Source organism: Ruegeria sp. F5 (assembly GCF_056533845.1).
Map to the genome: position 1 here is coordinate 392,011 of NZ_JBQFOU010000001.1, position 26,359 is coordinate 418,369.

24 protein-coding genes are annotated in these 26,359 nt (G+C 61.9%); 15 read left to right on the top strand and 9 right to left on the bottom strand.

Annotated elements, in window-relative coordinates:
• Nucleotide 1 precedes the first annotated feature (1 nt).
• The 5 genes from ACR0K1_RS01675 (at nucleotide 2) to ACR0K1_RS01695 (ending at nucleotide 6,271) form a co-directional block, all read left to right on the top strand.
• A complete protein-coding gene (locus ACR0K1_RS01675; protein ID WP_480848375.1) occupies nucleotides 2-754 on the top strand; it encodes an ABC transporter ATP-binding protein in 753 nt (250 codons plus the stop codon).
• Between the two features lie 75 nt (nucleotides 755-829).
• Complete coding sequence (locus ACR0K1_RS01680) at nucleotides 830-1,852, top strand: Ldh family oxidoreductase (protein WP_480848378.1); 1,023 nt, start codon at nucleotides 830-832, stop codon at nucleotides 1,850-1,852.
• Between the two features lie 37 nt (nucleotides 1,853-1,889).
• Nucleotides 1,890-3,014, top strand: coding sequence for an aminotransferase (locus ACR0K1_RS01685; protein WP_480848381.1), 1,125 nt, complete (start codon nucleotides 1,890-1,892; stop codon nucleotides 3,012-3,014).
• Nucleotides 3,015-3,233: 219 nt separating this feature from the next.
• Nucleotides 3,234-4,955, top strand: a complete 1,722-nt coding sequence (locus tag ACR0K1_RS01690; protein WP_480848383.1) for a type I secretion system permease/ATPase — start codon at nucleotides 3,234-3,236, stop codon at nucleotides 4,953-4,955.
• A complete protein-coding gene (locus ACR0K1_RS01695) occupies nucleotides 4,955-6,271 on the top strand; it encodes an HlyD family type I secretion periplasmic adaptor subunit (protein ID WP_480848385.1) in 1,317 nt (438 codons plus the stop codon). The genes ACR0K1_RS01690 and ACR0K1_RS01695 overlap by 1 nt, the downstream gene beginning before the upstream one ends.
• A gap of 21 nt (nucleotides 6,272-6,292) precedes the next feature.
• Here ACR0K1_RS01695 and ACR0K1_RS01700 read toward each other — a convergent pair whose 3' ends face one another.
• Both ACR0K1_RS01700 and ACR0K1_RS01705 read right to left on the bottom strand, forming a co-directional pair.
• On the bottom strand, nucleotides 6,293-7,012 hold the full coding sequence (locus ACR0K1_RS01700; protein WP_480848388.1) for a glutathione S-transferase family protein: 720 nt from the start codon (nucleotides 7,010-7,012) through the stop codon (nucleotides 6,293-6,295).
• Entirely contained in the window at nucleotides 6,999-7,607 is a 609-nt protein-coding gene (locus ACR0K1_RS01705; protein ID WP_480848390.1) for an NAD(P)H-dependent oxidoreductase, read from the bottom strand. Before ACR0K1_RS01705 ends, ACR0K1_RS01700 begins: the two co-directional genes overlap by 14 nt.
• Before the next feature lie 128 nt (nucleotides 7,608-7,735).
• Here ACR0K1_RS01705 and ACR0K1_RS01710 point away from each other — a divergent pair, with 128 nt between their 5' ends.
• A complete protein-coding gene (locus tag ACR0K1_RS01710; protein ID WP_480848392.1) occupies nucleotides 7,736-8,137 on the top strand; it encodes a winged helix-turn-helix transcriptional regulator in 402 nt (133 codons plus the stop codon).
• Here the strand turns inward: ACR0K1_RS01710 and ACR0K1_RS01715 are convergent.
• Genes ACR0K1_RS01715 through ACR0K1_RS01725 form a run of 3 tightly spaced genes read right to left on the bottom strand, consistent with a single transcriptional unit; the run spans nucleotide 8,124 to nucleotide 11,135 of the window.
• Entirely contained in the window at nucleotides 8,124-9,131 is a 1,008-nt protein-coding gene (locus ACR0K1_RS01715) for an ABC transporter substrate-binding protein (RefSeq protein WP_480848394.1), read from the bottom strand. The two genes, ACR0K1_RS01710 and ACR0K1_RS01715, sit on opposite strands and share 14 nt — an antisense overlap.
• The gene (locus ACR0K1_RS01720) at nucleotides 9,110-10,477 is read right to left on the bottom strand and encodes a sensor histidine kinase (RefSeq protein WP_480848396.1); all 1,368 of its coding nucleotides are present in this window, start codon (nucleotides 10,475-10,477) and stop codon (nucleotides 9,110-9,112) included. The genes ACR0K1_RS01715 and ACR0K1_RS01720 overlap by 22 nt, the downstream gene beginning before the upstream one ends.
• The gene (locus ACR0K1_RS01725) at nucleotides 10,467-11,135 is read right to left on the bottom strand and encodes a response regulator transcription factor (RefSeq protein ID WP_480848398.1); all 669 of its coding nucleotides are present in this window, start codon (nucleotides 11,133-11,135) and stop codon (nucleotides 10,467-10,469) included. The genes ACR0K1_RS01720 and ACR0K1_RS01725 overlap by 11 nt, the downstream gene beginning before the upstream one ends.
• A 108-nt stretch (nucleotides 11,136-11,243) precedes the next feature.
• Between ACR0K1_RS01725 and ACR0K1_RS01730 the strand changes: the two genes are divergently transcribed.
• The 5 genes from ACR0K1_RS01730 to ACR0K1_RS01750 all read left to right on the top strand — a co-directional run bounded on the left by ACR0K1_RS01730 (nucleotide 11,244) and on the right by ACR0K1_RS01750 (nucleotide 16,243).
• Nucleotides 11,244-12,227, top strand: coding sequence for a Bug family tripartite tricarboxylate transporter substrate binding protein (locus tag ACR0K1_RS01730; protein WP_480611456.1), 984 nt, complete (start codon nucleotides 11,244-11,246; stop codon nucleotides 12,225-12,227).
• A gap of 67 nt (nucleotides 12,228-12,294) precedes the next feature.
• Nucleotides 12,295-12,777, top strand: coding sequence for a tripartite tricarboxylate transporter TctB family protein (locus tag ACR0K1_RS01735; protein ID WP_480848401.1), 483 nt, complete (start codon nucleotides 12,295-12,297; stop codon nucleotides 12,775-12,777).
• A gap of 1 nt (nucleotide 12,778) precedes the next feature.
• Complete coding sequence (locus ACR0K1_RS01740) at nucleotides 12,779-14,290, top strand: tripartite tricarboxylate transporter permease (RefSeq protein WP_480848403.1); 1,512 nt, start codon at nucleotides 12,779-12,781, stop codon at nucleotides 14,288-14,290.
• Nucleotides 14,280-15,470 carry a CaiB/BaiF CoA transferase family protein gene (locus ACR0K1_RS01745; protein ID WP_480848405.1) on the top strand — a complete coding sequence of 397 codons (1,191 nt, stop codon included), beginning with the start codon at nucleotides 14,280-14,282 and terminating at the stop codon, nucleotides 15,468-15,470. Before ACR0K1_RS01740 ends, ACR0K1_RS01745 begins: the two co-directional genes overlap by 11 nt.
• On the top strand, nucleotides 15,467-16,243 hold the full coding sequence (locus tag ACR0K1_RS01750; RefSeq protein ID WP_480848407.1) for a citryl-CoA lyase: 777 nt from the start codon (nucleotides 15,467-15,469) through the stop codon (nucleotides 16,241-16,243). The genes ACR0K1_RS01745 and ACR0K1_RS01750 overlap by 4 nt, the downstream gene beginning before the upstream one ends.
• A gap of 33 nt (nucleotides 16,244-16,276) precedes the next feature.
• Here ACR0K1_RS01750 and ACR0K1_RS01755 read toward each other — a convergent pair whose 3' ends face one another.
• The 4 genes from ACR0K1_RS01755 to ACR0K1_RS01770 form a co-directional block, all read right to left on the bottom strand.
• Nucleotides 16,277-17,479, bottom strand: a complete 1,203-nt coding sequence (locus ACR0K1_RS01755; protein WP_480848409.1) for an acetate/propionate family kinase — start codon at nucleotides 17,477-17,479, stop codon at nucleotides 16,277-16,279.
• A complete protein-coding gene (locus tag ACR0K1_RS01760; RefSeq protein ID WP_480848411.1) occupies nucleotides 17,476-18,873 on the bottom strand; it encodes a bifunctional enoyl-CoA hydratase/phosphate acetyltransferase in 1,398 nt (465 codons plus the stop codon). The genes ACR0K1_RS01755 and ACR0K1_RS01760 overlap by 4 nt, the downstream gene beginning before the upstream one ends.
• A 201-nt stretch (nucleotides 18,874-19,074) precedes the next feature.
• Nucleotides 19,075-21,252, bottom strand: coding sequence for a Tex family protein (locus ACR0K1_RS01765; protein WP_480848413.1), 2,178 nt, complete (start codon nucleotides 21,250-21,252; stop codon nucleotides 19,075-19,077).
• A gap of 99 nt (nucleotides 21,253-21,351) precedes the next feature.
• A complete protein-coding gene (locus tag ACR0K1_RS01770) occupies nucleotides 21,352-22,473 on the bottom strand; it encodes an ROK family transcriptional regulator (RefSeq protein ID WP_480848587.1) in 1,122 nt (373 codons plus the stop codon).
• 257 nt (nucleotides 22,474-22,730) lie between these two features.
• Here ACR0K1_RS01770 and ACR0K1_RS01775 point away from each other — a divergent pair, with 257 nt between their 5' ends.
• The 4 genes from ACR0K1_RS01775 to ACR0K1_RS01790 all read left to right on the top strand — a co-directional run bounded on the left by ACR0K1_RS01775 (nucleotide 22,731) and on the right by ACR0K1_RS01790 (nucleotide 26,347).
• Nucleotides 22,731-23,750: a substrate-binding domain-containing protein gene (locus ACR0K1_RS01775; RefSeq protein WP_480848415.1), complete on the top strand. Its 1,020-nt coding sequence runs from the start codon at nucleotides 22,731-22,733 to the stop codon at nucleotides 23,748-23,750.
• A gap of 112 nt (nucleotides 23,751-23,862) precedes the next feature.
• Nucleotides 23,863-24,936, top strand: coding sequence for an ABC transporter permease (locus ACR0K1_RS01780; protein WP_480848417.1), 1,074 nt, complete (start codon nucleotides 23,863-23,865; stop codon nucleotides 24,934-24,936).
• On the top strand, nucleotides 24,936-25,712 hold the full coding sequence (locus tag ACR0K1_RS01785) for an ATP-binding cassette domain-containing protein (RefSeq protein WP_480848419.1): 777 nt from the start codon (nucleotides 24,936-24,938) through the stop codon (nucleotides 25,710-25,712). The genes ACR0K1_RS01780 and ACR0K1_RS01785 overlap by 1 nt, the downstream gene beginning before the upstream one ends.
• On the top strand, nucleotides 25,709-26,347 hold the full coding sequence (locus ACR0K1_RS01790; protein WP_480848421.1) for a nucleoside/nucleotide kinase family protein: 639 nt from the start codon (nucleotides 25,709-25,711) through the stop codon (nucleotides 26,345-26,347). Before ACR0K1_RS01785 ends, ACR0K1_RS01790 begins: the two co-directional genes overlap by 4 nt.
• Nucleotides 26,348-26,359: the final 12 nt, after the last annotated feature.

The following is a 26,359-nucleotide window of genomic DNA, read 5'->3' on the forward strand; positions in this document are numbered from 1 at the left end:
GATGACCGCACTCGATATCCAAGGTCTGAATGTCTGGTTCGGCGGTGCCCATGACCGCGTGGATGCGGTCAGGGATGCCGCGTTTTCAGTGATGGAGGGCGAAAGCTTCGGCCTTGTCGGCGAAAGCGGATCGGGCAAATCGACTATTCTGCGCGCGATCACCGGATTGGCCCCGCAATGGTCCGGCAGGATTTGCGTGGAAGGCCGCGATCTGTCCGGCGCCAAACGGGACCAGGCGTTTTTTCGGACCGTGCAGATGGTGTTTCAGGACCCCTATGCCTCGCTCCATCCCCGGCACACGGTCGATCAGGTTCTAAGCGAGACCCTCAGCCTGCACGGAATGGGCGACATTGACGAGCGGGTGATGACCCTGCTGAACGACGTCGGTCTGGGGCAGCGGTTCCGGTTCCGCTATCCGCATCAGCTTTCCGGCGGCCAGCGCCAGCGCGTCGCCATCGCCCGGGCCTTGGCGGGCGAGCCGGATATCCTGCTGCTGGACGAACCCACATCGGCCCTTGACGTGAGTGTGCAGGCCGAGGTGCTCAACTTGCTGACCAATCTGCGGGCCCGGCGCAACCTGACCTATCTGATGGTGTCTCACGACCTGCCGGTGATTGCACATATGTGCGACCAGCTTGCGGTGATGCGAAACGGAGAAATCGTCGAGGTCATGACCGCCGACACGTTGCGCTCCGGGACGCCGATACACCCCTATTCGCAGGAATTGCTAAAAGCCTCGGTCGCGCCTCAGTGATTTCAAGTTCAGGGGATCGGTGTATGGTGGCCGGTACGGTCGGGCATCCACCCAATATCAGACATGAGGCATCACGTGACAGACGCATCAACAAAACAGCTTTCGCTCACCGAAATTCGGGACCTGGCCAAATCTTTTCTGACCTCCGCCGGGATGGACGACCATGGCAGCGACGTGATTGCGGATATCATCATGCTGTCCGAGCGGGACGGACCGCGCAGCCACGGGCTGCGCAACCTGCCCGCCTATGTGCAAAGCTTCACGTCCGGCTACGCCAATCCCGCCGCCTCGCCCACCGTGACCCGCATCGCGCCGGGGGTGCTGCGGGGCGATGCCGATAACGGCTATTATCAGATTGCCGCCCGCGTAGCGCGCGCGGAATTGATCTCGACGGCCCGCGAAAACGGGATCGCCGCCTTCACCTGTGCCAATTGCCACCATCTGGGGGCCCTGCGGTTCGATACGGAACCCTTGGCCGAGCAAGGGCTTCTGGCCATTGCCGTCATCAACTCGCTTGCCCTGGTGGTGCCCCATGGCGGTGAAAGGCCGGTCTTTGGCACCAACCCGATGGCCTTCGCCTGCCCGCGAGAGGGCGGCGCGCCGATTGTTTGGGATCAGGCCTCGTCCACCGCGGCCCTGCTGGAAATCAAGCTGGCCGCTGCCGAAGATCGCGCGTTGAAACAGCCCTCGGGTCTGGACGCCCATGGCCAGCCGACGACGGACCCGGAAGCCATACTGGAAACGCGGTCTATGCTGCCTTTTGGCGCGCACAAAGGCGCAGCCATCGCCTTTCTGGTCGAGGTTCTGGGCGCGGCTTTGGCTGGCGGCACACTGGCTGTCGACAACGCTGACCGCGAGGCACACGACGCGCTCAACATCAAGGGCGGCGCAACCCTGATCGCGCTGGACCCGACCCGCTTCGGCAATCCGGCCTTTGACGATTACGTCACGCGCATCTGCGCCGAGATCGAAGGCAACGGGCAGGCCCGGGTGCCCGGCGACGGGCGGCTAAAAACCCGCGCCGATGCCGAGGCCAATGGCGTGCCCATTAGCACTGATATTCTGACCGCTCTCGACGCGCTTAGGGTCGGGCGTTAAGTAACGCCCCTGCGGCAGTGAGTAAGGAACCACCCGAATGCATATTGAACCTTTCGGCGTCGAAATCTGGATGAACGAATGGGAAACCAGATGCGACTGGAACCTGGCCGAAACCTGCGTCGAAAGCCTGACAATTCAGGAACTTCTGGCGCTGACAGGTCGCAACGCCACCGATCTGTCCGACCTGCTGGACATGAAGATGACCTATGGGGCCATCGAAGGTTCGGACCGGCTGCGCCGTGCAATTGCGGCGCTGTACGACCGGCAGGCCCCGGAAAACACCATCGTCACCCATGGCACGATTGGCGCGAATATGCTGGTGCACAAGACTCTGGTCTCGGCAGGTGATCGCGTGGTGGCCGTGGTGCCGACCTACCAGCAGCATTATTCGATACCGGCCAGCATCGGGGCTGACGTGCATCACCTGCACCTGGGCGAAGAAAACGGGTTTCTGCCGGATCTGGACGAATTGCGCGCCTTGGTCGAGCCGGAAACCCGCCTGATTGCCATCAACAATCCCAACAACCCGACCGGCGCGCTGATGGATCGGGCGATGCTAGAACAGATCGCCGAGATCGCCCGCGCCGCGGACGCCTGGATTCTGTGTGACGAGGTCTATCGAGGCACCGATCAGGACGGGTCGGGCATGACGGCCTCGATCGCGGATATCTACGAAAATGGCATCAGCACCGCCGGAGTGTCCAAGGCCTATTCGCTGGCCGGGCTCCGGCTGGGCTGGATCACCGCCCCGCGCGAGGTGATCGAGGCGGTGACGATCCACCGCGACTACGACACCATCGCGGTCGGGATGATCGACGATCACTTTGCAGCACTGGCTTTGGAGAACCGCGACAAGCTGCTGGCGCGCAGTCAGCAGATCACCCGTGGCAATCTGGCGATCCTGCGGGACTGGGTGAATCACGAACCGGGGATTTCATGGGTTCCACCCCGTTCGGGCACCACGGCATTGCTGAAATACGATCTTCCGATCAGTTCGCGGGACTTCTGCGTCCAATTGCTGCAGGACACTGGCGTTCTGTTCACGCCGGGCGCGGCGCTGAACATGGAAGGGTATGTCCGCATCGGCTACGCCAACAACCCCGAGATTCTGCGGCAAGGTCTGAAACGCGTGTCTGGGTTTTTGTCCGCACAGCGATCCTGACTGCGTTAAGTGCCCGCCCCTGCCGAATGAAACGCTGCGGCAGTTCACTTTTGCCGCCACAACCGGCCAAAAAACGCCTTGGCCGGGTCTTTTCATTCGCGGTTTCTTGCCGGAGTGGATATACCGTGTTGGAAAGGTCAAGGGCCCGCCTTAAATCGCGGGTCTCTCTGATCTCCCACTGCCTGTTGCGGAAGAAAAACCTTGAAACCGAATACCCGTATGTCTGCGGCCCCCCGTCATGAACTGCACAATGTGCGCAATCAGGGCATAACCTTTCTGGGACTGGCCTTTCTGTTCAGCATATTCGTCAACCTGCTGATGCTGACCGGCCCCCTGTTCATGCTGCAGGTCTATGACCGGGTTCTGGGCTCGCGCGCCGTTGAAACGCTGACCGCCCTGTTCCTGCTGGTTGCCCTGCTCTACGGGCTGATGGCGATGCTGGATTTCGCCCGTGGCCGGATCGTGGCGCGGTTCGGGGCCCGCTTCCAGTCGCAACTGGACGAACGGGTTTTCGACGCCACCCTGCGCCGGTCCCTGATCCCGCAGACCCGGTCCGCCCCGGCAACCGCCTTGCGGGATCTTGAAACGATTCAAAGGCTTTGCGCCTCACCCGTGTTACTTGCAGTGATGGATGTCCCGTGGACCCCGGTCTTTCTGGCCGCGATCTTCCTGTTCCATCCCTTGCTCGGCTGGCTGGCCGTAGCGGGCGGAGGGTTGCTGATCGTCATCGCCCTGCTGAACCAGGCGCTGACCCATCGCAAAGTGGCCGAGGCGCAGACCTCGTCGGCGCGGGCTAATGCCTTTGCCGAGCACGCCCGGCAGGCGGCCGAGGTTGTCCGCTCGCAAGGCATGCAGGAGGACGTGACCAAACGCTGGCTGAACCAGCGTTCGGACGCGCTGCACCAGACCATCGCGGCCAGCGACTGGACCGGCAGCTTTACCTCCCTGACCAAATCGCTGCGGCTGTTTTTGCAATCGGCCATGCTGGCGCTGGGTGCCTATCTGGTGTTGCAGAACGAGCTGACGCCGGGTGCAATGATTGCCGGTTCGATTCTGCTGGGCCGCGCGCTGGCTCCGGTGGAACAGGCCGTGGGTCAATGGGGCATGATCGAACGCACGCGGACGGCGTGGATATCGCTCAGCCGGTTTCTGGATCAGACCCCGCCGGAACGGCCCCGTACCAAGCTGCCGACCCCTGCCGCGCGCCTGACGGCCAAAACCCTGACTGTCATCCCGCCCGGTGCATCGACCCCGACGCTGCGCAATGTCAGCCTGCGGCTTGAGCCCGGCAAGGCGCTTGGCGTCATCGGGAAAAGCGGGTCCGGCAAGACGACGCTGGCAAAGGCCCTGCTGGGCCTGTGGCAACCGGCAGCAGGCGAGATCCGGCTGGGGGGTGCTACGCTGGACCAGTATGACCCTGACGATCTGGGCCACCACATCGGTTATCTGCCGCAAACGGTCACGCTGTTTAACGGCACCGTTGCCGAAAACATCGCCCGCATGTCCGAAAACCCGGACCCTCAGGCGGTTGTTGAGGCTGCCAAGAAAGCCAAGGCGCATGACCTGATCCTGACGCTGGAAAAGGGCTATGACACCTTTCTGGAAGGCAATGACAGCCAGTTGTCCGGCGGCCAGAAACAGCGCATCGCGCTGGCGCGGGCGCTTTATGGCGATCCGGTATTGCTGATCCTGGACGAACCGAACTCGGCGCTGGATGCGGACGGGACCGAGGCGCTGAATGCCGCCGTGCGCGGGCTGAAAGCCGAAGGCAAGGCGGCGATCATCATGACCCACAGGCCGCAGGCGATTTCCGAATGTGACGATCTGGCGGTGGTCGAAAAGGGTCAGGTGGTGAAATTCGGCAGCCGGGACGAGGTGCTGAACGCGATGGTGCAGAATGCAGGCGCGATCAAGCGCAAGCTCAGCCAGGTAGGTGAATGATGCCCGCTCAGACCAAACAGAAAGCCCGCCCCGTCTGGCGGATCACCGTGCCCGCGCTGGTCGGATTTGCCGCGCTGGCCATTCTGGTCGGTGGGCTGGGCATCTGGTCCATCAAAACACAGCTTGCAGGTGCCATCGTGTCGTCAGGCGTGATCGAGGTGCAAAGCAACCGGCAGGTGGTGGAACACCCCGATGGCGGCGTTGTCGGCGAGATTTTCGTCCGCGATGGCGATGTAGTAGCCGAGGGCGACATGCTGCTGCGGTTGGACGACACGTTCCTGTCCTCGGAACAGACAATCGTCGAAACCCAACTGTTCGAACTTCTGGCGCGCAGGGCCCGGCTGGAAGCCGAGCGCGACGGGGAAAACTCGGACCAACTGGCGTCACGGCTGGGTGACGTGCAGCAGGAATACGACATCGCGTCTGATCTGATCGCCGGACAGCAAAGCCTGTTCGATGCGCGGCTGGAAACGAAGAACAAGCAGACGGAACAGTTGAGCAAGCAACTAGTCCAGATCGAAAGCGAGATCGAAGGCACCGAAGCGCAACTGGTATCCCTGCGCCGTCAGGTCGAACTTATTCGGGAGGAACTGGACGATCAGCAAAGCCTGCTGGACCGTGGCCTGACGCAAGTCAGCCGGGTTCTGGCCCTGCAACGCGAAGAGGCCAGCCTGACCGGCGAAATCGGCAGGCTTGAAGCGGCGGTGGCGCGTCTGAAAGGCCAGATCGCCGCGACCGAGATCGAGATCGTCGAACTGTCCGCCACACGGCGCGAAGAGGCGATCACCACTCTGCGCGAGGTCCAGACCCAGATCGCCGAACTGGCCGAGCGGCGCCTGTCGCTGGCCGAGCGCCTGTCGCGGCTCGATATTCGCGCGCCGGTCACAGGCCGCGTCTACGACAGTCAGGTCTTTGCCCTGCAATCCGTTATTCAACCTGGCGAGCCGATGCTGTATGTGGTGCCGCAGGACACGCCTTTGCTTGTTGCCGCGCGTGTGGATGCGATCCACGTGGACCAGTTGCATGTCGGTCAGCCCGTCGCCCTGCGCTTTTCCGCCTTCAATCAGCGCGAGACCCCGGAATTGGACGGCCATGTGGTCAACGTCTCAGCCGATACGTTCACCGACGAGCAGACCGGCTTCACCTTTTACAGGGCCGAGGTCGCCCCGGACGACGGCCAGATCGAACGGCTGAACGGCCAGGAACTGCTGCCCGGCATGCCGGTCGAGACCATGATCAAGACCGACGAACGCACACCGCTGTCCTATCTGGTGAAACCGATGGCCGATTACTTCAACCGCGCTTTCCGCGAATAAACCGGCCAACGGTTCCCAGGTTCAGTCTTTCCTGACGTCGCCCGCAAACCGGGCGGCGTTTTCTTTGGCAAAGGCGCCGGCATCTGCATTCTTGTCCCAAAATTGCGGATTGGCTTTGGGAATCGTCAGCGCCTTTCGGACAGCGGGCCGGGCATCGATCCGGTCGAACCACGCTTTCAGATGCGGCAGGTCGTCAACCTCGACCCGCGCCCAGACATAGGCGCGCGCCCATGGGTACAGCATCATGTCGGCGATGGTGTATTCCTCGGCGGCAATCCAGTCTCGCCCGTCCAGCCGGGCGTTCATGACCTCCAGCAGACGGCGGCTTTCGTCGACGTAGCGGCGGATCGAAAACGGTTCCTCATGCCCGTTCGGGGCTGCGATATGCTGGAAATACATCGCCTGCCCCATCATCGGGCCGACATGGCCGACCTGAAAGAACAGCCATTGCAGAACTTCGGACCGTTTAACCGGGTCGGATGGCAGGAATTTCCCATATTTTTCCGCCAGATGCCACAGGATCGCACCGCTTTCAAAGATCGCCCGACCTTCGGCCCGGTCGTAGATCGTCGGGATCTTGCCATTGGGGTTCAGCGCCAGATAGTCCGGCGTCTTCTGTTCCTGTTTGGAAAAGTTGATATGGGTCAGGTCGTAGGGAACGCCAGCCTCCTCAAGGAATATAACCGGTTTGTAGCCGTTCATAGTTCCGGCGGTGTAAAGATGGATATCAGGCCGGGACATTTTCGACCTCGGCAAACAGGGTTTTGAGATGTGCGTCGAAGCGCAGGAAATCGGCTTCGATCGTCGGGTTCTTCATCACATCAAACGCGGCAAATGTCGGCAGCGGCTGCATGCCCAGAAACTTGCCGTTCAGGTGCATCGGCCTGAGCAAATCATCGACGCTACCACCGGCAAAGAACGGCTCTGCCTGGTCGTCAAACGCCTCACTCGGCGCGTTGAACGTGACCGCCAGCATGTATGTCTTGCCGTTCAGAGCACCCCCCATCCCATGGTTGGATTTCGGGGCATCCGATGTCCGACCATCCCCAACCGCCAACCGGCCATCTATTCCGGCCGTATAGACCTCGTCAATGTACTTCTTGAACACCCATGGCACACCCATCCAGTTCACCGGAAACTGCATGATGACCACATCCGCCCAAAGATGGGCGTCAATTTCGGCATTTGCGTCGTAACCGTCCGCAACGGCGGTGACCCGAACCCTATGCCCCTGCCCGGAAAGCTGGGCGCGGGCCCGTTCGGTCAGGCTGGCATTCAGCCGCCCGGGCGCAATGTCGTAAGGTTGCGTGCCGTTTACAATCAGGATGTTGCTCATTTCCATATCCTCAAGATTGAAGCCGCCCCCTTGACTTGCAGGGGGCACGAGCCGAAGTTGTGGGTGGCGGGAATGAAATGCAACCAGTTTACTTTTTGTAACCTATAGAAATCGAACGGAACCGCGCCATGCATGCAAAGATCGAAGAGGATGCCAAGGGCCGCCGCACCGTGGCCGACGCCTGCTCCGAGCCCTGCGCCATCGAACGCGGCATGCGGATTATCGGCGGCAAATGGACGGGCTCGATCCTGTGGCATCTGCGGGACGAACCGGTTCGGTTCAACGATTTGTCCCGGATGATCGGCGGTGCCAGCAAAAAGATGATCTCGGAACGTCTGAGGCAGCTTGAAGCGCAGGGCCTTGTCCACCGGCAGGTGATGGATACCGCGCCCGTGTCCGTGCAATACTCGATCACCGATTTCGGGCGCACCGCGCTGGGATTTCTGGAAGAGCTTCGGAAGTGGAGCGATGGCCTGCCGCAGGCGCTTGCGGATGCCCAACAGGCCACGGCAACTTCTAGCGTTGAATGACGGCGTTTTCCCATTCCGACAGGAATTTCTTGCGCTTCAACCGGTCCAGATAGGTCAGCAACGCCGGGTCCAGCGATATGGCCGCACGCTCGTCTGTTTCTGTGCCGGATATCAGCTGGGGCAGCGCGAACCCCTTGCCTGAGGGCGCGCTGTTTTGCTCGATCAGGTGACGCACGAACATCGCGGCGGATTTTGGGTCCTGTGCATCTTTAAGAACCATTGCCGTGCGCATCATGGTCGTTTGAAAGTCCGAAGGCAGAATGATTTCCAGCATGTCCTTGCCTTCGGTCCGAACAGCGGCATAGCTGCCAAGCACATTGTACGCGACGGCGATCTTCCCATCGGCCAGATCGTTGATCATATTGGCAGAACAGCAATACAGGCGCACATCAAGGCCGCCCAAAACCTCCATCAGCCGCCAATAGGTCTCAGACGCGCGGGCGTCCTGGGTGGCGAACAGATAGCCTAGACCAGATTGGCGGATGTCGTAGGTCCCGACCTTGCCGCGGAAGTCCTCGGGCCGGGCGCGCAGGATTTCGATCAGGTCCTGCCGCGTCTGCGGGATCGGCCCACCTGCAAATGCGTCGCGATTGACCACGATTGTCGCGGGTTCCGACGTGAACGCAAACAGGCGGTCATGCCATTGGGCCCAGGGCGGAAGGGAAACATCTTCGACCGGCAGGGCGAACCCGTCATTGGCCAGTTTCAGTTGCAAGTCCATGGCGCTGGAGATGACGATATCGAATGCATCGGGCGTCGCCCGGACAAGCCTGTCGATATCTGCGGTGCCGGTCACAAGATATTCGACCGAGATCGAGGGGTTCTCGGCCACGAAATCCTCGATAATCGGCGCGAACAAGGCAGTGTCGGTGCTGGAGACAACGCGCAGGCGCGCGCCTTCGCCGTCCGTGTTGAAAACCCGCTGATCTTCCCATTCATTGGCCCAAATACCGGCGGGCAACAGGCACAGGATCAGAACGATAAGATAACGCATGCGCCGCCCTCCGGTTGGTTGGTCAACACAAGCGAGCCGCCATGCGCCGTTGCAACATCCTGCGCGATGGTCAGCCCCAGACCCGAGCCGATGGTGCCGGTTGCGTTCTGGCCCCGTTCGAACCGCCGCGTCAGCGTTTCGATCTCATCCGCAGGAAAACCGGGGCCCTGATCGATGACCTTGATCCGAACGTCAGGACCAGCAGTCACATTAATGACGACGGTACTGTCGGCAGGCGCGTATTTCAGCGCGTTGTCGATCATGTTGCGCACCGCGTTCTGGATCAGGATCGGATCGCCGGAATAGGTCAGTTCGGCATCGCCTGCCAACGACAGCGACAGGTCTTTCATCTCGGCAATCGGGGTCAGCCGTTGCACAAGCTCGCGGATCAGGGCGACCAGATCGATATCCTCGCGCACCAGATGGTCGGCCCGGAAGGTGATCATCGCGTGATCCAGCAACTGCCCCGCCGCACGCGAGCTTTCGTCGATGGCCCGGACCATGGAACGCAAAGCCTCGCGGTTTTCTTCCTTTTCGACCCGGTGCAGGGTGGCATCGGCATAGGACCGGACCGTTGCCAGGGGCGTTCGCACCCGATGCGCGGCCTCGGCAATGAAATCCTCGGACTGGCTCAGCGATTGGTCCAACCGCCCCATCAGCGAGTTCAGCGATGTGACCAGCGGTGCCATCTCGCGCGGCACCGGTTTTCGGAACGGGCTCAGGTCCTGCGGCCCGCGGCGTGTGACCGAGTTGGTCAGCTTGTTGAGCTGACCGATGGTCGATGAAGTCGCCCAAAAGGACAGCCCGGCCGCCAGAGCAAAGAACCCCAGCCCCAGCAGCGCCGCATTGCGCGAGATCTGGTCCAGCGTCTCGGCCAGAGCATCCTGTGTCTGCCCCAGCGCCACCTCAATCTCGGTCTGTCGGCCCAGCCCCACCAAAGTCCGGCTGGCGCTGACCTGACGGACGTTTTCGCCGCGCACCTCGCCGGACCGGAAGGTCCATCTGCCATCTGCGGCCACCTGGGTCAGCGGCAAATCCTGATAGCCGGACAGGAACTCTCCGTCCTGAAAAATGGCGTAGAACACCCGGTCATCCGCCGGGGTAGTCAGCATCGAAAACGCCGCATAGGGAATGTCGACCTCAAGCTCTCCGTCCCGCAGGGCAGCCGCGTCCAGGATCGAGGTCACCGACGCACCCAGAATGTTGTCCTGCCCCTGCTGCGCGACCTGGGCGGCGTAGTTGCGGACCGCAAAGAACAGCAGCAGCGCAAGAATCGCCGCCCCGCCGATCAGGGTCAGCACCAGACGGTTTCTTAGCGATCCCGATACGGTTGGACTAGCCGCCATGATCCAGCCTGTAGCCAAGCCCGCGCAGGGTGGTGATTTTCAGGTCGGAGTTTTCAAGATGTTTGCGCAGGCGGCCCACATAGACCTCGATCGCATTGTCCGAAACATCGTCGTCATAGGAAAACAGCCGGTCGGCCAGTTTCTGTTTGGAAAACACCTGACCGGGGGCGTTGATGAACAGTTCCAGCAGGCGCAGTTCCCGGTTTCTGAGCGGCACGGCACTCCCGCCAACCGTCAGATGACCGGCCACCGGATCAAAGACGATGCCGCCAATTTCAATCGTCGATTTCGAGATACCTGACTGGCGGCGCAAAACGGCGCGGCAGCGGGCCTCAAGCTCGGCATGATCGAAGGGTTTAGTGACGTAGTCATCCGCCCCCAGATCAAGCGAGCCGATTCGATCCGACACCTGGCTGCGCGCGGTCAGAACGATGACGGGCGTGTCCAGATGACTAGCTCGATGACGTTTGAGGAAGTCGCGCCCGTCGCCATCGGGCAGCATGATGTCCAGCAGGATCAGATCATATTCGCCGGTTTCCACAAAGGCCGTCGCATCCTCTAATTTCGCCGCATGATCAACCACATGGCCGTCCAGCCGCATGCGTGAGCTGATCGCATTCGCGAGGTCCTGATTGTCTTCGACCAGCAGAAATTTCATCGCGTCCCAGCAGTTTTTTCGCGCGTGACAGGTTGATGTCAGGTTGATGTGTTTTGGTTCAGCATAATCTGAGCCGCCCTGCGGCCGGTTGTCAAATGGGAGGAAAACATGACGACATTCAAACTGGGCCGCCGCGCCCTGATCGCAGCCGTGGCTGCAATGGGCCTGACCGGACCCGCGTTGGCCGACGGCCATGAGGTCGTGGACAGCATCCACTTTCTGATCCCCGGCGGCGCAGGCGGCGGTTGGGATGGCACCGCCCGCGGCACGGGCGAGGCGCTGACCAAGGCCGGTCTTGTGGGCACCGCGTCCTACGAGAACATGTCCGGCGGAGGCGGCGGCAAGGCCATCGGCTTTCTGATCGAAAACGCAGACAGCAACCATGGCACGCTGATGGTCAACTCGACCCCCATCGTGATCCGCTCGCTGACTGGTGTGTTCCCGCATAACTTCCGCGACCTGACGCTGGTTTCGGGCACCATCGGTGACTATGCGGCGCTGGTTGTGGGCAAAGACAGCCCGATCAACTCGATGGAGGATCTGCTGGCCGCTTATGATGCCGATCCGGGCGCCACGGCGATCGGTGGCGGTTCAGTGCCGGGCGGCATGGACCATCTGGTTGCGGCCATGGTGATGGAAGCGGCTGGCAAGGACGCGCTTGGCGTCAAGTACATCCCCTATGACGCAGGCGGCAAGGCCATGGCAGCCCTGCTGTCGGGTGAGATCGCAGCCCTGTCCACCGGTTTCTCGGAAGCGGTCGATCTGGCCAACGCGGGCGAAGTCAAGATCATCGGCGTAACCTCGGATGAGCGTGTGGATGCAGCCCCCGATGCGCAGACCATGAAGGAACAGGGCATCGATACCACCTTCGTCAACTGGCGCGGGTTCTTTGCGGCACCCGGCCTGCCCGAAGACAAGCTGGCCGCCTATCAGGATGCCATCGCCAAGATGTACGACACCCCCGAATGGGAAGAGGTTCGCGCACGCAACGGTTGGGTGAACATCCACAACTCGGGCGACGATTTCTCAACCTTCCTCGAGCAGCAGGAACAGCAAATCAGCGATCTGATGAAGAAGCTGGGCTTCCTGTAAGCACCACCCACGGCAGAGCGGTCCGCCGCTCTGCCACACTTATATAACACATAAGGGAGGGGATACCATGGCGTTGGATCGCTGGATCGCGCTTGTCTTGCTGGGAGTTTGCCTGACTTATGGCTACGCAGCCTGGTTCACGATGGATGGCAGCCTGCCCCCTTTCATGCAGCGCAACCCCATCTGGCCAAGCACCTTTCCCAAAGTACTGTCGGTTCTGGGCATCATCGCCTGCGCCATCATCCTGCTGGGGTTCGAGAAATCGGAACCAAAAGAGGCGGACATCGATTACCGGCGGCTTGGGGAGTACCATCTGGGTCAGGCGCTGATGCTGCTGGCGCTGATGGTGGTCTACGCGCTGTGCCTGCGCCCCGTCGGGTTCCTGATCTCAACCTCGGCCTTCCTGATCCTCGGCTCGTTTATTCTGGGCGAGCGCAAATGGCATATCATGCTGCCTGTCGCCCTGATTGCAACAGGGTTCGTCTGGTATCTGGTTCAGGAAGTTCTTGGCATCTACATGCGCCCTCTGCCGGGCATTTTCGGAGGCTGACATGCTCGAAGGACTTCTGATCGGCCTGCAAACGGCATTCTCAATCCAGAACCTGCTGATGGTCGTGGCCGGCTGTCTGATCGGCACATTCATCGGCATGTTGCCGGGGCTCGGCCCGATGTCGATCATCGCCATCATGATCCCGGTCGCGATTTCCATGGGCGATCCCTCGGCCGCGCTGATTCTTTTGGCTGGGGTGTATTATGGCGCGATCTTCGGCGGCTCGACCTCTTCCATCCTGCTCAACGCGCCGGGGGTCGCGGGCACGGTGGCTTCAAGCTTTGATGGCTATCCGATGGCGCGACAAGGCAAGGCCGGCAAGGCGCTGACCATCGCGGCCATCGCCAGTTTCGCGGGTGGCACGCTGGGGGCTGTGCTGCTGATGGTCTTCGCGCCCGCCCTGTCCTCGGTCGCGCTTTTGTTTCATTCCGCCGAGTATTTTGCTCTGATGGTCGTCGGCCTGTCGGCCATCGCCGCCTTTGCCGGGTCCGGTCAGGTGGCCAAGGCGATGATCATGACCGTCCTCGGGCTGATCATGGCAACTGTCGGCGAAGGCGCTTTGTTCAACCTTCCCCGCTTCACCATGGGCATCATGGATCTGCAATCGGGCTTTGGCTTCATCACCCTCGCCATGGCGATGTTCGCCCTGCCCGAGGCGCTGTTTCTGGTCCTGAAACCCAAGGATCTGAAAGGCGATGATGGCGAAATCAAAGACCTGCGCATCACCAAGGACGAGGCCAAGGCCATCGCCCCAGTCGTGGGCCGCCAGTCCGTACAAGGCTTTTTCATAGGCGTCCTGCCCGGTGCGGGCGCCACAATCGCCAGCTTCCTGGGCTATGCGGTCGAACGCAACATCGCCCCAAAAGAGGAGCAGGAAGAATTTGGCAAAGGCTCGATCAAAGGCCTTGCCGCGCCTGAGACGGCGAATAACGCCGCCTGCACCGGCTCGTTCGTGCCGCTGCTGACGCTGGGCATTCCCGGGTCCGGCACAACCGCCATCCTTCTGGGCGCGCTGATCGCGCTGAACGTCACGCCGGGGCCGCGGCTGATGATCGACGACCCGCAGATATTCTGGGCCGTGATCATGTCGATGTTCATCGGCAATCTGGTCCTGTTGATCCTGAACCTGCCGCTGATCCCCTATATCGCCAAAGTTCTGGCCGTTCCGCGCAACTATCTGATCCCATTCATTTTATTCTTCACTCTGATGGGGGCCTATATCGGCCAGAACAATGCCACCGAGTTGCTGATACTGGTCGCGTTCGGCATCTGCGCCACGGCGCTGAAATTCGCCGACTACCCGCTGGCACCGCTGCTGATCGGCTTCATCCTAGGCGGCATGATGGAGGACAACTTCGCCCGCTCCATGCAGCTTTATGATGGCATCGCGTTCATCTGGGAACGCCCGATGACGCTGGGCCTGCTGGTGATCGCCGCCCTTCTGGTGCTGCTGCCCAGCTATCGCGCGCGGCGCGCACGGGCGCGGGCGGCAGGGGTCGCGGATGGCGACTGAGCCGCTGGCAGGCATACGGGTTCTGGACCTGACCAACGTTCTGGCCGGACCCTATTGTTGCTATCAGCTTGCCCTGATGGGGGCCGAGGTGATCAAGGTCGAACGCCCTGTCGGCGGCGACCTTGCCCGCGTTCTGGGTGCAGATCCCGATCGAAACAGGGCGGGGATGGGGATCAGCTTTCTCGCGCAGAACGCGGATAAGAAATCGATCACGCTGGATATGAAATCCGTTCAGGGCAAGGACCTTCTAAAACGGCTGGCCCGGACTGCGGATGTGCTGGTCGAAAACTTCCGCCCGGGCGTCATGGACCGTCTTGGTCTGGGATATGAGGTGCTGCGCAGCGAAAACCCGCGCCTGATCTACTGCGCCATCAGTGGTTTCGGGCAGGACGGCCCGCGCCGGGACGATCCGGCCTATGATCAAATCGTGCAGGGCATCAGCGGTGTCATGTCGATCACCGGCGCAGCGGACACAGCCCCCTACCGGGTCGGCTATCCCCTGGCGGATACGGTCGGCGGGATGACCGCCGCTTTTGCCGTGGCCGCCGCGTTGAACGCAAATCCGCGCGGGGCGTTTCTGGATGTGGCCATGTCCGAGGCCGTGATCTCGACCATGGGTTGGGTGGTCTCGAACTATCTGGTCGGTGGCGTGACCCCCGGCGCGCATGGCAACGAAAACACTACCTCGGCCCCGTCCGGCACTTTCGCCACCGCCGACAGCCCCATCAACATCGCCGCCAATCGGGACGAGCAGTGGCAGGCCCTCGCCCGGCATCTTGGGCGCGAGGATCTGATGGACCACCCGGATTATGAAACACGCGAGGACCGGAAGCGGAACCGCCTCGCGCTGCGGGACGAGTTGGAAAAAACACTGCGCACCCGTCCGGCACGCGACTGGGTTCGAGACCTGAACGCACTGGGTGTGCCGACCGGGCCGGTTCTGACCGTGCCCGAGGCCCTGTCTGATCCGCAACTGGCAGACCGGGGGCTGATCGGAACACTCGGCGGCGTTCGGGGCGAGGATATGCAACTGGCGGGCAGCCCGGTAGTCATGGATGGCACACGCCGGATGCCTGCAACCGCACCGCCGGAACTCGGGGCGGACAATCATACCATCTGGTCCGAGGTTGGATTGACCGATACCGAGATCGATGCGCTGCGCCGGGAGGGCGTGATATGAGCGATGTGTCCGACTGGTGGAAAACCGCGATCATAGACATGGAACCCGGCCGGATCGAATTGCGCGGGCACCCAATTCAGGACCTGATCGGCAATCTCAGCTTTGCCGAGATGATCTGGCTGATGGTGCGCGGCGACCGCCCGTCACCCGCGCAAGCGCTTTTGTTCGAGGCGGCACTGGTTGCCGCTGTGGATCACGGGCCGCAGGCTCCGTCCATTGCGACGGCCCGCATGGCCGTAACCTGCGGGCTGCCGCTGAACAACGCGATGGCTAGCGCGGTGAACATGCTGGGCGACATCCACGGCGGCGCGGGCGAACAGGCGGTTTGCCTGTATCACTTCGTGGAAGACCACCCCGAGGGGCTGCCGAACGCGCTGGACGAATGGATCGCCGCGCAGGGGAAAATCCTGCCCGGCTTCGGCCATCGGTTCCACACGCCCACCGACCCCCGAGCACCGCGCCTGATGGAGTTGGTGGGGGATGCAGTTGCCAAAGGGGCTTGTGGCGGTCGATACCGCCAGATCGCGCTGGACGTTGAGGCTGAACTGGCCCGTCGCAAGGGCAAACCCGTTCCGATGAATATCGATGGGGCCACGGCGGTCATTTACGCCGAACTGGGCTTCGCGCCGCCCCTCGCGCGCGGGTTGTTCTGCCTGTCCCGCTCGGTCGGCATCCTCGCCCATGGCTGGGAGCAGATGCAGCAAGGCGGGCGCAACAAGGGGCCGACACCGCCGCACTATCGCTGGACTTATACCGGTGGGGACGACCAATAGCGCATCCTCGTCGGTCCGACGGCAGATGTTTCCCTACGCCTTCTTGCGAAACTCGGGGGCCCGGACAGCGATCAGATCGGCAGCGGCGCGGGCGATGACCAGTTCTTCATTGGTGGGCACCACCATGACGGCAACGCGGGACAGGTTTGTCGAGATGATCCGTTCGTTATCCGCATTGGCGTTCGGGTCGATCTCAAGACCCAACCACCCCATTCCCGCGCAGACCCGTTCGCGGACAAGACGAGAGTTCTCGCCAATACCGCCGGTAAACACCAGCGCGTCTATCCCCCCCAAAACGGCGGTCATGGCCCCCAGTTCCCGCCGAAGCCGGAAGGTGAAGTAGCTGATCGCCTGCCGGGCCTCTTTCGTGTCGGCCTGTTCCAGCGTGCGCATGTCATTCGACAGGCCCGACAAACCCAACAGCCCGGATTTCCTGAACAGCAGGTCCGAGATTTCGTCGGCGCTCATCCCCTCCTGATCCATCAGATACAGCAGAACGCCCGGATCAAGCTGCCCGCAACGGGTGCCCATCGGCAAACCGTCGAGCGCGGAAAACCCCATGGTCGAACCCACTGACCGGCCACCGATCATGGCACACATCGACGCGCCATTGCCCAGATGCGCGACAACGACCCGGCCCGCGTGCAGGAACGGGGCGGTTTCCGCCAGATGGCCCGAGATGTATTCGTAGCTGAGCCCGTGAAACCCGTAGCGCCGCACACCTTTGTCGTAATACTCGCGGGGCAAGGCGAAAACGTCGTTTTCCCACGGGTGGTTGCGGTGAAACGCGGTGTCGAAACAGGCGATCTGAGCTGCGTTCGGAAACCGCTGCATGGCCGCCCGAACACCTGCAAGGTTATTGGGCTGATGCAGCGGCGCAAACGGCGACAGCTTGTCCAGCGCCTCGATTGATGTTGCGGTCAGCGGCAAGGGGGTTGTGGTATCCGGTCCGCCGTGAACAACGCGGTGACCCACGGCACCGACCTTACAGTGGGGAAAGACGCGATCCAGCAAGCCCAGCACGCAGTCCAGCGCGGCGGCGTGGTCCGGTATGTCTCCGGCGGCGTCATTGGCAACCGCCTTGCCGTCCGCCGTTGTGGCGTGAAGCGTCGACCCGGACTCACCAATCCGTTCAACGACCCCGGCGCAGACCTCAACCGGGTCAGGCTCGCCCAGCTCGAACAGACCGAATTTCAGCGAGGACGATCCCGCATTCAAAGTGACGACATGGGTCATCTGATCCCTCCTGCCATTGCCGACAGACGCGCCGCGTGCAGCGCGGCGACCGCGCAGGAGGAAAGCCGCGCCTTGTCATCATCCGCCCGGCTGGTCAGGATGATTGGCACCTTCGCGCCCATCACCACGCCGGCCCCTTCCGCATTTGCAATAAACGTCAACTGCTTGGCCATCATGTTGCCCGCGTCCAGATTTGGCACCACCAGAATATCGGTCTGACCGGCGACCGGCGACACGATCCCCTTGGTGCGCGCAGCCGCCAGGCTGACGGCGTTGTCCATCGCCAGGGGGCCATCCACCAGCCCGCCTTTGATCTGACCACGCTCGGCCATTTTGGACAGCAAAGCCGCATCGACCGAGGACCGGATTGCCGGGTTCACCGTCTCGATCGCCGACAGCACCCCGGCCCTTGGTTCTTCGATCCCCAGCGACAGCGCCAGATCAATCGCGTTCTGGGTGATGTCGATCTTGGTTTCCAGATCCGGTTCGATATTGATCGCGGCATCCGTCACCAGCAAGGGTCGGGGGTGGCCCGGAACGTCCATCACGAACACATGAGTGAACCGCCGCCCGGTCCGCAGCCCGTTATCGCGCCTCAGCGCTGCCTTGAGCAGCTCGTCCGTGTGCAGATGTCCCTTCATCAACGCCTTGGCGCGGCCTTCGGCGACAAGATCCACCGCCGTATTCGCCGCCGTGAAGTGATCACTTACCGGTACGACCTCAATCCCGTCCAGCGACGCGCCAATCTGGTCTGCGGCCGAGGTGATTTTGTCCGGATCCCCGATCAGGATCGGCTGAATGATCGTCTCGCGTGCAGCCAGCAACGCCCCGCCCAGCGAGTTCGGCTCTTCCGGGGCGACAACCGCAGTGGGCATCGCGGGCATCGCATGGGCCTTTTCAAGCAAGGCGTCGAAATGGCGGTGCCGCTTGACGACCAGACCGGGCAGGTCCAGTTCGGCAAAAACCATTTCCTTTTCCGGTGCGATCACAACCGCCTGGCCGCTGACAATGACAGCCCCGTCCGAGACACGCGAAACGCTGGTGTCGAACAGAACCTCTCGGTTCGGTCGCTTTTCAAGGACCGTCACTTTCGACAGCAGCTCATCCCCCGCATAGGCGCGCGCGTAAAACTCAAGGTTCTGGGATTTGTACAGCGTGCCCGCCCCCGGCAGGATGTTGCCCAGCACGGCAGAAATCAGCGCGCCGACAAACATGGCGGGCGCGACCGCCTCGGGGATATTGTCGCCATCGCCATCTTCGGTCGCCAGATGAAGCGGATTGTGGTTGCCGGAGTTGTTGGCAAACACATAGAAATCATCGACCGAGCAACTGCGCAGCAATTCGGCGGTATCGCCGATTTCCAGGCGGTCATAGGGTTTGTTCTTGTATTGCATGTCTTCGTCTACCCGGCTTCGGAAACCTGCCCGCTTTTTTAGTCATACCGCGACGCGTAGGTGCCGCTGCTTAATGGCGATCTGTTATGCCGACGGCAAGTATCACTGTAGAACGTCAAGTTCCAACGTTGCGGCGTCAATGCTGCTATGCAGCATTGGTTTAACACTGGTATGACAGGGTGCTATGGCGAACGGCATCCGTCAGGGTTTGCGGCGGTTTGCCCCTCCGTTCTTGCGCATGGTCAGGCCAATCCGTTTGCGGGGCACATCCACCTCGACCACCCGCACCTTGACAACCTGCCCGGTCCGGACAACCTCGTGCGGGTCTTTGATAAAGCGGTCCGCCAGTTGGCTGACATGGACCAGCCCGTCCTGATGCACGCCGATATCCACAAACGCGCCAAAGGCCGCAACGTTTGTGACCGTGCCTTCCAGTTTCATGCCCGGCTTCAGATCGGTGATGTCCTCGACCCCGTCGGTGAATGAAGCTGTTACAAAGCTGGGCCGGGGATCGCGACCGGGCTTTTCAAGCTCGGCAAAGATATCGCGCACCGTAGGCAGGCCGAAGCGGTCATCGACAAACTGCTCGGCCCGCAGCCGCTTCAGCGCTCCGTCATGGCCCATGATCTGCCGGATATCGCGCCCGCAGGCCGCAACGACGCGGCGCGCTACGTCATAGGCCTCGGGGTGGACCGAGGAGGCATCCAGCGGCTCGGCCCCGTCGCGGATGCGCAGAAAGCCCGCGCATTGCTCGAACGCACGCGGACCAAGCCGTGCGACGTTCAGCAGATCGCTGCGGGAACTGAACGGCCCGTTCAGATCGCGATGGGCAACAATGGCCTCGGCCTGCGACGGCCCAAGCCCCGATACATGCGACAGCAGCGGGGCCGAGGCGGTGTTCAGATCGACGCCCACGGCATTCACCACGTCTTCAATCGCCGAGTCCAGCGATTGCGACAGGCGGTGCTGATCCACGTCATGCTGATACTGCCCGACACCGATGGATTTCGGCTCGATCTTGACCAGTTCCGCCAGCGGGTCCTGCAGGCGGCGCGCAATCGACACCGCACCGCGCAGCGAAACGTCAAGATCGGGAAATTCCCGCGCCGCCAGTTCCGAAGCCGAGTACACCGAGGCCCCCGCCTCGGACACCACAACCTTGGTCGGCGCTTTGACCGATTTGGGCAGCAGGCCCAGCGTGTCCGCGACCATCCGTTCGGTTTCCCGGCTGGCGGTACCGTTGCCGATGGCGATCAGTTCGATGCCATGGGCCGAGATCAGGTTCAGGATCGCCGCCTGCGCGCCGCGAAGGTCGTTTTTGGGCTGAAACGGATAGAGCGTATCCGTCGCGACCAGCTTGCCGGTCGCATCGACCACAGCCGCCTTCACCCCGGTCCGGATACCCGGGTCCAGACCCAGCGTGGCCCGCGCGCCCGCCGGGGCCGCAAACAAAAGGTCCTTGAGGTTGCGCGAGAAGACCTGAATCGCCTCATCCTGCGCCCGGCTGCGCAGGTCGGCCATCAACTCGACCATCATCGACAGCGACAGCTTCACGCGCCAGGTCCAGCCCGCCACTTTGCGCAGCCATGTATCCCCCGGCCCGCTGCCGCGCGTCTGCAGATGGGCCGCCACGATGTTTTCGGCCCGCGCCGCGCCGAAATCCGGTTCCGGCGCGATGTCCAGCGTCACAATCCCCTCTTTCGATGCGCGCAGCATGGCCAGCACCCGGTGAGACGGGACACCGGACCACAATTCGGAATGGTCGAAGTAATCGCTGAACTTGGCGCCTTCCTTCTCTTTCCCCTCGATCACCCGCGCGCTCAGCACCGCTTCGCGCTGCATGAATTGGCGCAACTCGCCCAGAAGGGCGGCGTTTTCGGTCAGACGTTCGGTCAGAATGTCCCGCGCCCCGTTCAGGGCATCTTTCACCGTCGGAACCGCATCAGACACATAGCCTGCCGCCAAGCCTTCGGGATCGGCGTTGCGGTCGCCGAGAATGGCGTCTGCCAGCGGCTCCAGCCCGTTTTCGCGCGCGATCATCGCCTTAGTGCGGCGCTTGGGCTTGTAGGGCAGATAGATATCCTCAAGCTGCGCCTTGGTGTCCGCCTGCGCGATGGATTTGACCAGATCGTCGGTCAGCTTGCCCTGTTCCCTGATGGATTTCCGAATCACTTCGCGCCGCGCCTCGAGCTCTCGCAAGTAGACCAGCCGCTCGGACAGGGTGCGCAGCTGCGTGTCGTCCAGCCCGCCCGTAACCTCTTTGCGGTAGCGCGCGACAAAGGGCACGGTGGCCCCGTCATCCAGCAGATTGACCGCCGCGCTGACCTGTTCGGGGCGCGCATTGATTTCGGTGGCGATGGTGCGGGCGATGCGGTCCAAGGGGTTCTCCTGACACTGGGCTGGAGGGGTTTCTTAGCCAGCCGTTTCAGTGAGGGGAAGAGGGCGCGAACCCGCCCGCCGAATTTTCCATTCGTAAGGTCACGCCTCAACCAGATAGCGCTCGGACAGGGGCAGGCTGGCCGCGCCCAAGGAGCGCGCATCGGGGCCGACCGTCCCGGCGAAAATCATCGGCCGTTCAAGACCGGTCAGGTTCAACTGCGACAGCCGCGCTTTGACCGCTTCGATCAGCCGCGCCTTGACCGGCAGCGGCAGCCAGCCGTCAATTTTCACACATTCGAAGTCGATGACACTGCAGGACGACGCAATCGCATGGGCCAGCCCATAGGCCGCCTGCCCAAGCCAGTCGTTCAAAAGCGGTTCCGGCACATCCCAATGCTCGGTCGTCTCCCAGATCGAGGTGCCCTGACCGCGCACGGCAACGGACCGTTCCAGAGTATAAAGGCTTGCGACATCGATCAGCGGCTGCACCTGCCCTGCTTCGGTCGGAACCAGCAAGGGCCCAAGCGCCCCGGCATTTCCACGGCCCGAAAAGATCGAGCCGTTCAGGACCACGCCGCCGCCGATGAAATACCCCATGTAAAAGTACAGAAAATCCCGGGGACCTTCCTGAGGCCCAAAGACCAGTTCGGCCCCGCAGGCGGCGGTTGCATCATTTTGCAAGAAAATCGGGATGTCGCAGGTCTGCGCCAGGACGGCTTTGATGTCGGTCTCCCGCCAGGGGTCCATCTTCTCCTGCGGGACCTGCAGGGTTTGCGCCCAGTTCCAAAGATAGAACGGCATCGCGATCCCCAGCCCGGCCACGCGCGTCTGCGCCGCGGGCGACAGGCCGGACATCATCTGCCCCAGATATTCGTTTGCAAAATCCAGCGTCGCATCCGGGGTCGGATAGTCATAGGTGCGACCTGCGCGCTGACGGACGTTTCCCAGAAAATCCGTCAGCACCAGTTCGGCGCTGCGTCGTCCGATTTTCAACCCAAAGAACAGCGCGCCTTCGGGGTTCAACCGCATGGGCACCGAAGGCTGGCCAACCTTTCCCCGGATCGGCTCACCGCGCAGCAACAGACCATCTTTTTCAAGCTGCCGCATGATGACCGAAACCGTCTGAGCCGACAGGCCCGTCATCCGCGCGATCTCGGATTTCGCCAGCGCCTGATGTCTGCGCACAAGGGACAGGACAAGGCGTTCGTTGCGCGCGCGCATGCCGCTTTGGTTGGTGCCCCGCACCCCCGCAACCGGTTCTGACGGGGTGTTGTCCTGTGTAAAATCGGCAGACAATATTGCCCCTCCCTGCCCCAAAGAATGGAAAAATCGCCATTCTCTGTCAATAATAATTCAGAGTGATTTATTTATTGACTCATATTTCGAATCTTGTGATGATTTTCCTGTGGGGTCGGGTCGATTTCCGCCCGATCACCCATATGCCCGCACGGGCATGGGAGAAAATGGGAGAACTACAGATGAAACTTGCGAACCTCGCGGGCGCAGCAGCGCTGGCTCTGGCCGCCGGAACCGGTGGCGCGATGGCAGCGGGCGAAACCGTCTGCCTGATCACCAAAACGGACACCAACCCGTTCTTTGTCAAAATGAAAGAAGGCGCGACCGCCAAGGCGGAAGAGCTGGGCATGACCCTGAAAGCCTTTGCGGGCAAGGTCGATGGCGACCACGAGACTCAGGTACAAGCGATCGAGACCTGCATTCTGGACGGGGCCAAGGGCATTCTGATTACCGCTTCGGATACATCGTCGATTGTTCCCGCCGTTGAACAGGCACGGGATGCGGGGCTTCTTGTGATCGCACTGGACACCCCGCTTGAACCCATTGAATCGGCAGATGCCACATTTGCCACCGACAATTTCCGCGCCGGTCTTCTGGTCGGTCAATGGGCAAAGGCGACGCTCGGGGATGCCGCAGCCGACGCGAGGATTGCGACTCTGGACCTGCTTGTCAGCCAGCCGTCAGTGGACGTGCTGCGCAATCAAGGCTTCCTGCAGGGGTTCGGCGTTGATCTGGCCGACCCAAATGTGATCGGGGATGAGGATGATCCTCGCCTGGTTGGCAGTGATGTGACTTCCGGTAACGAGGAAGGCGGTCGCCGTGCGATGGAAAACCTTCTGGCCAAGGATCCGACGATCAATGTGATCCACACGATCAACGAACCCGCCGCTGCTGGCGCGTATGAGGCGCTCAAGGCTATCGGACGCGAGAATGACGTGCTGATCGTGTCGGTCGATGGCGGCTGCCCCGGCGTTCAGAACGTCGCGGACGGTGTGATCGGCGCAACCTCGCAGCAATATCCGCTGCTGATGGCCTCGCTGGGCGTGGAAGCCGTGAAGAAATGGGCGGATGAAGGCGTGAAGCCTGAAAATACCCCGGGCAAAGACTTCTACGACACCGGTGTTGCCCTTGTGACCGACAAGACCGCCGATGGCGTCGAGTCGATCTCGGTCAAGGAAGGCATGGACCTCTGCTGGGGTTAAGCTGAACCTGCGGGAGGCTGCCGACGGCGGCCTCCTGACCCAAACTGCCTGCTCACCCAAATTCTTGCTAAAGTGATCCAAAGACGGGCGCTTGACGCATGGGGGATTCTCTATGTCCGACACATCCGGGAAATCCGACGACTTCGAGGCCGCCGCACAGGGCAGCCCGGAACAGGTCGCCGAATTTGACGATCACCATCGGGGCTTCGTCGGGACGATTCAGCATTTTCTGCACATCAACCCCTCGCTTGTGCCGCTGATCGTCCTTGTGGCCGCAATCATCATATTTGGCGTTCTGCTGGGGGCCAAGTTCTTCTCGCCCTTCGCGCTGACCCTGATCCTGCAACAGGTGCAGATCGTCGGCATCGTCGCCGCGGCGCAAAGCCTGGTGATCCTGACGGCGGGCATTGACCTGAGTGTCGGGGCAATCATGGTGATGTCCTCGGTCGTGATGGGGCAGTTCACCTTCCGCTACGGCTTGCCGCCCACGGTTGCGATCCTGTGCGGGCTGGCGGTTGGAACGATCATCGGAGCCATCAACGGGTTCCTTGTCAGCCGTATCAAACTGCCGCCTTTCATCGTCACGCTCGGCATGTGGCAAATCGTTCTGGCGGCGAACTTCCTCTATTCCCAGAATGAAACGATCCGTTCGCAGGATATCGAGGACAATGCGCCGATCCTTCAACTGTTCGGTGCGAAGTTCAACGTGGGCGGCGCGGTCTTTACGGTTGGCGTCGTCTTCATGATTGCGCTGATCCTGGGCCTTGCCTACGCGCTGCGCCATACCGCGTGGGGCAGGCATGTCTATGCAGTCGGGGACGATCCCGAGGCAGCGGAACTGTCCGGCGTCAACGTGCACCGTACGCTGATGTCGGTCTATATGCTGTCGGGCCTGATCTGCGCGTTTGCAGGCTGGGCGCTGATTGGCCGGATCGGCTCGGTCTCGCCCACATCCGGGCAACTGGCGAATATCGAAAGCATCACGGCGGTTGTGATCGGCGGCATTTCCCTGTTCGGGGGCCGGGGTTCGATCCTCGGGTCGCTGTTCGGGGCCCTGATTGTCGGCGTGTTCACTCTGGGCCTGCGCCTGTTGGGCGCGGATGCGCAGTGGACGTTCCTGCTGATCGGCATCCTGATCATCGCCGCCGTTGCCGTGGACCAGTGGATCAGAAAGGTGGCCGCCTGATGGAACCCATTCTCAAAGGACGAAACCTTGTGAAACGCTACGGCAAGGTCACGGCACTGGACCAGTGCGACTTTGACCTGATGCCCGGTGAGATCCTGGCGGTGATCGGCGACAACGGCGCTGGCAAATCCACCCTGATCAAAGCGGTGTCGGGTGCGGTGACACCGGACGAAGGCGATGTCTGGCTTGACGGGCACAAGGTGAATTTCCACTCACCCATCGACGCGCGCGAGGCGGGGATCGAAACCGTCTATCAAACGCTTGCGATGTCCCCTGCCCTTTCCATTGCCGACAACATGTTCATGGGGCGCGAAATTCGCCGCAAGGGCCCGCTGGGGTCATGGCTGCGCATGCTCGACCGTCCGGCGATGGAGAAATTCGCCCGCGACAAGCTCAGCGAGCTTGGGTTGATGACGATCCAGAACATCAATCAGGCGGTCGAGACGCTTTCGGGGGGTCAGCGGCAGGGCGTCGCCGTGGCGCGTGCAGCAGCTTTCGGGTCCAAGGTCATCATTCTGGACGAACCCACCGCCGCGCTGGGGGTCAAGGAAAGCCGCCGGGTGCTGGAACTAATCCTTGACGTGAAATCGCGGGGCATCCCGATCATCCTGATCAGCCACAACATGCCCCATGTGTTCGAGGTCGCCGACCGCATCCACGTGCATCGTCTGGGCAAACGGCTCTGCGTGATCGATCCCAAGGACTACACCATGTCCGATGCCGTGGCCTTCATGACCGGCGCGAAAGAACCGCCGGCCGAGGATCGGGCGGCGTGACTCAAGACAGCCCCTCGCCCGAGGTAATGGCAGAGCGGATCGCTGATGCTGCCACCGCGTTGCAGCCTCAAGCCAATCGGCATCTGGTTGCGGTGGCTGGCCCTCCGGGTGCAGGCAAGTCGACCGTCGCGGCGCTGGCACAGGCAGATCTGAACCGGCGCGGGTATCCGACGGGCCTGCTGTCGATGGACGGGTTTCACTATGACAACGCCATCCTGAAGGTGCGCGATATGCTTCACCGCAAGGGTGCGCCGGAAACCTTCGACGTCGCAGGCTTCCACGCGCTTCTGATCCGCCTGCAGACCGAAGGCGAGGTTGCCGTGCCCGAATTTGACCGGGATTTGGACAAAGCCATCGCGGCCCGGTCCATCGTCACCCAAAAGCAGCGGATCGCTCTGGTCGAAGGCAACTACCTGCTGCTGGATGAACCCCCTTGGGCGGACCTGCAAAGCCTTTGGTCAGTCCGGGTGTTTCTGGATGTCGATCTGCAGACCCTCGAAACCCGGCTGACAGACAGATGGCTGTCGCACGGCCTGACGCCCGACGCCGCCAAGGACCGGGCGCTAGCCAATGACATCCCCAACGCCAGACGCGTCGTGTCGCACTCGTTACCCGGCGATGTGGTGCTTGGATAGGGCGCGGCCCCC

Coding starts and splice junctions, on each gene's coding strand:
- ACR0K1_RS01675 (WP_480848375.1), top strand. CDS start 2: ATGACCGCACTCGATATCCAAGGTCTGAATGTCTGGTTCGGCGGTGCC.
- ACR0K1_RS01685 (WP_480848381.1), top strand. CDS start 1,890: ATGCATATTGAACCTTTCGGCGTCGAAATCTGGATGAACGAATGGGAA.
- ACR0K1_RS01690 (WP_480848383.1), top strand. CDS start 3,234: ATGTCTGCGGCCCCCCGTCATGAACTGCACAATGTGCGCAATCAGGGC.
- ACR0K1_RS01695 (WP_480848385.1), top strand. CDS start 4,955: ATGCCCGCTCAGACCAAACAGAAAGCCCGCCCCGTCTGGCGGATCACC.
- ACR0K1_RS01700 (WP_480848388.1), bottom strand. CDS start 7,012: ATGTCCCGGCCTGATATCCATCTTTACACCGCCGGAACTATGAACGGC.
- ACR0K1_RS01705 (WP_480848390.1), bottom strand. CDS start 7,607: ATGAGCAACATCCTGATTGTAAACGGCACGCAACCTTACGACATTGCG.
- ACR0K1_RS01710 (WP_480848392.1), top strand. CDS start 7,736: ATGCATGCAAAGATCGAAGAGGATGCCAAGGGCCGCCGCACCGTGGCC.
- ACR0K1_RS01715 (WP_480848394.1), bottom strand. CDS start 9,131: ATGCGTTATCTTATCGTTCTGATCCTGTGCCTGTTGCCCGCCGGTATT.
- ACR0K1_RS01720 (WP_480848396.1), bottom strand. CDS start 10,477: ATGGCGGCTAGTCCAACCGTATCGGGATCGCTAAGAAACCGTCTGGTG.
- ACR0K1_RS01725 (WP_480848398.1), bottom strand. CDS start 11,135: ATGAAATTTCTGCTGGTCGAAGACAATCAGGACCTCGCGAATGCGATC.
- ACR0K1_RS01730 (WP_480611456.1), top strand. CDS start 11,244: ATGACGACATTCAAACTGGGCCGCCGCGCCCTGATCGCAGCCGTGGCT.
- ACR0K1_RS01735 (WP_480848401.1), top strand. CDS start 12,295: ATGGCGTTGGATCGCTGGATCGCGCTTGTCTTGCTGGGAGTTTGCCTG.
- ACR0K1_RS01740 (WP_480848403.1), top strand. CDS start 12,779: ATGCTCGAAGGACTTCTGATCGGCCTGCAAACGGCATTCTCAATCCAG.
- ACR0K1_RS01745 (WP_480848405.1), top strand. CDS start 14,280: ATGGCGACTGAGCCGCTGGCAGGCATACGGGTTCTGGACCTGACCAAC.
- ACR0K1_RS01750 (WP_480848407.1), top strand. CDS start 15,467: ATGAGCGATGTGTCCGACTGGTGGAAAACCGCGATCATAGACATGGAA.
- ACR0K1_RS01755 (WP_480848409.1), bottom strand. CDS start 17,479: ATGACCCATGTCGTCACTTTGAATGCGGGATCGTCCTCGCTGAAATTC.
- ACR0K1_RS01760 (WP_480848411.1), bottom strand. CDS start 18,873: ATGCAATACAAGAACAAACCCTATGACCGCCTGGAAATCGGCGATACC.
- ACR0K1_RS01770 (WP_480848587.1), bottom strand. CDS start 22,473: ATGCGCGCGCGCAACGAACGCCTTGTCCTGTCCCTTGTGCGCAGACAT.
- ACR0K1_RS01775 (WP_480848415.1), top strand. CDS start 22,731: ATGAAACTTGCGAACCTCGCGGGCGCAGCAGCGCTGGCTCTGGCCGCC.
- ACR0K1_RS01780 (WP_480848417.1), top strand. CDS start 23,863: ATGTCCGACACATCCGGGAAATCCGACGACTTCGAGGCCGCCGCACAG.
- ACR0K1_RS01785 (WP_480848419.1), top strand. CDS start 24,936: ATGGAACCCATTCTCAAAGGACGAAACCTTGTGAAACGCTACGGCAAG.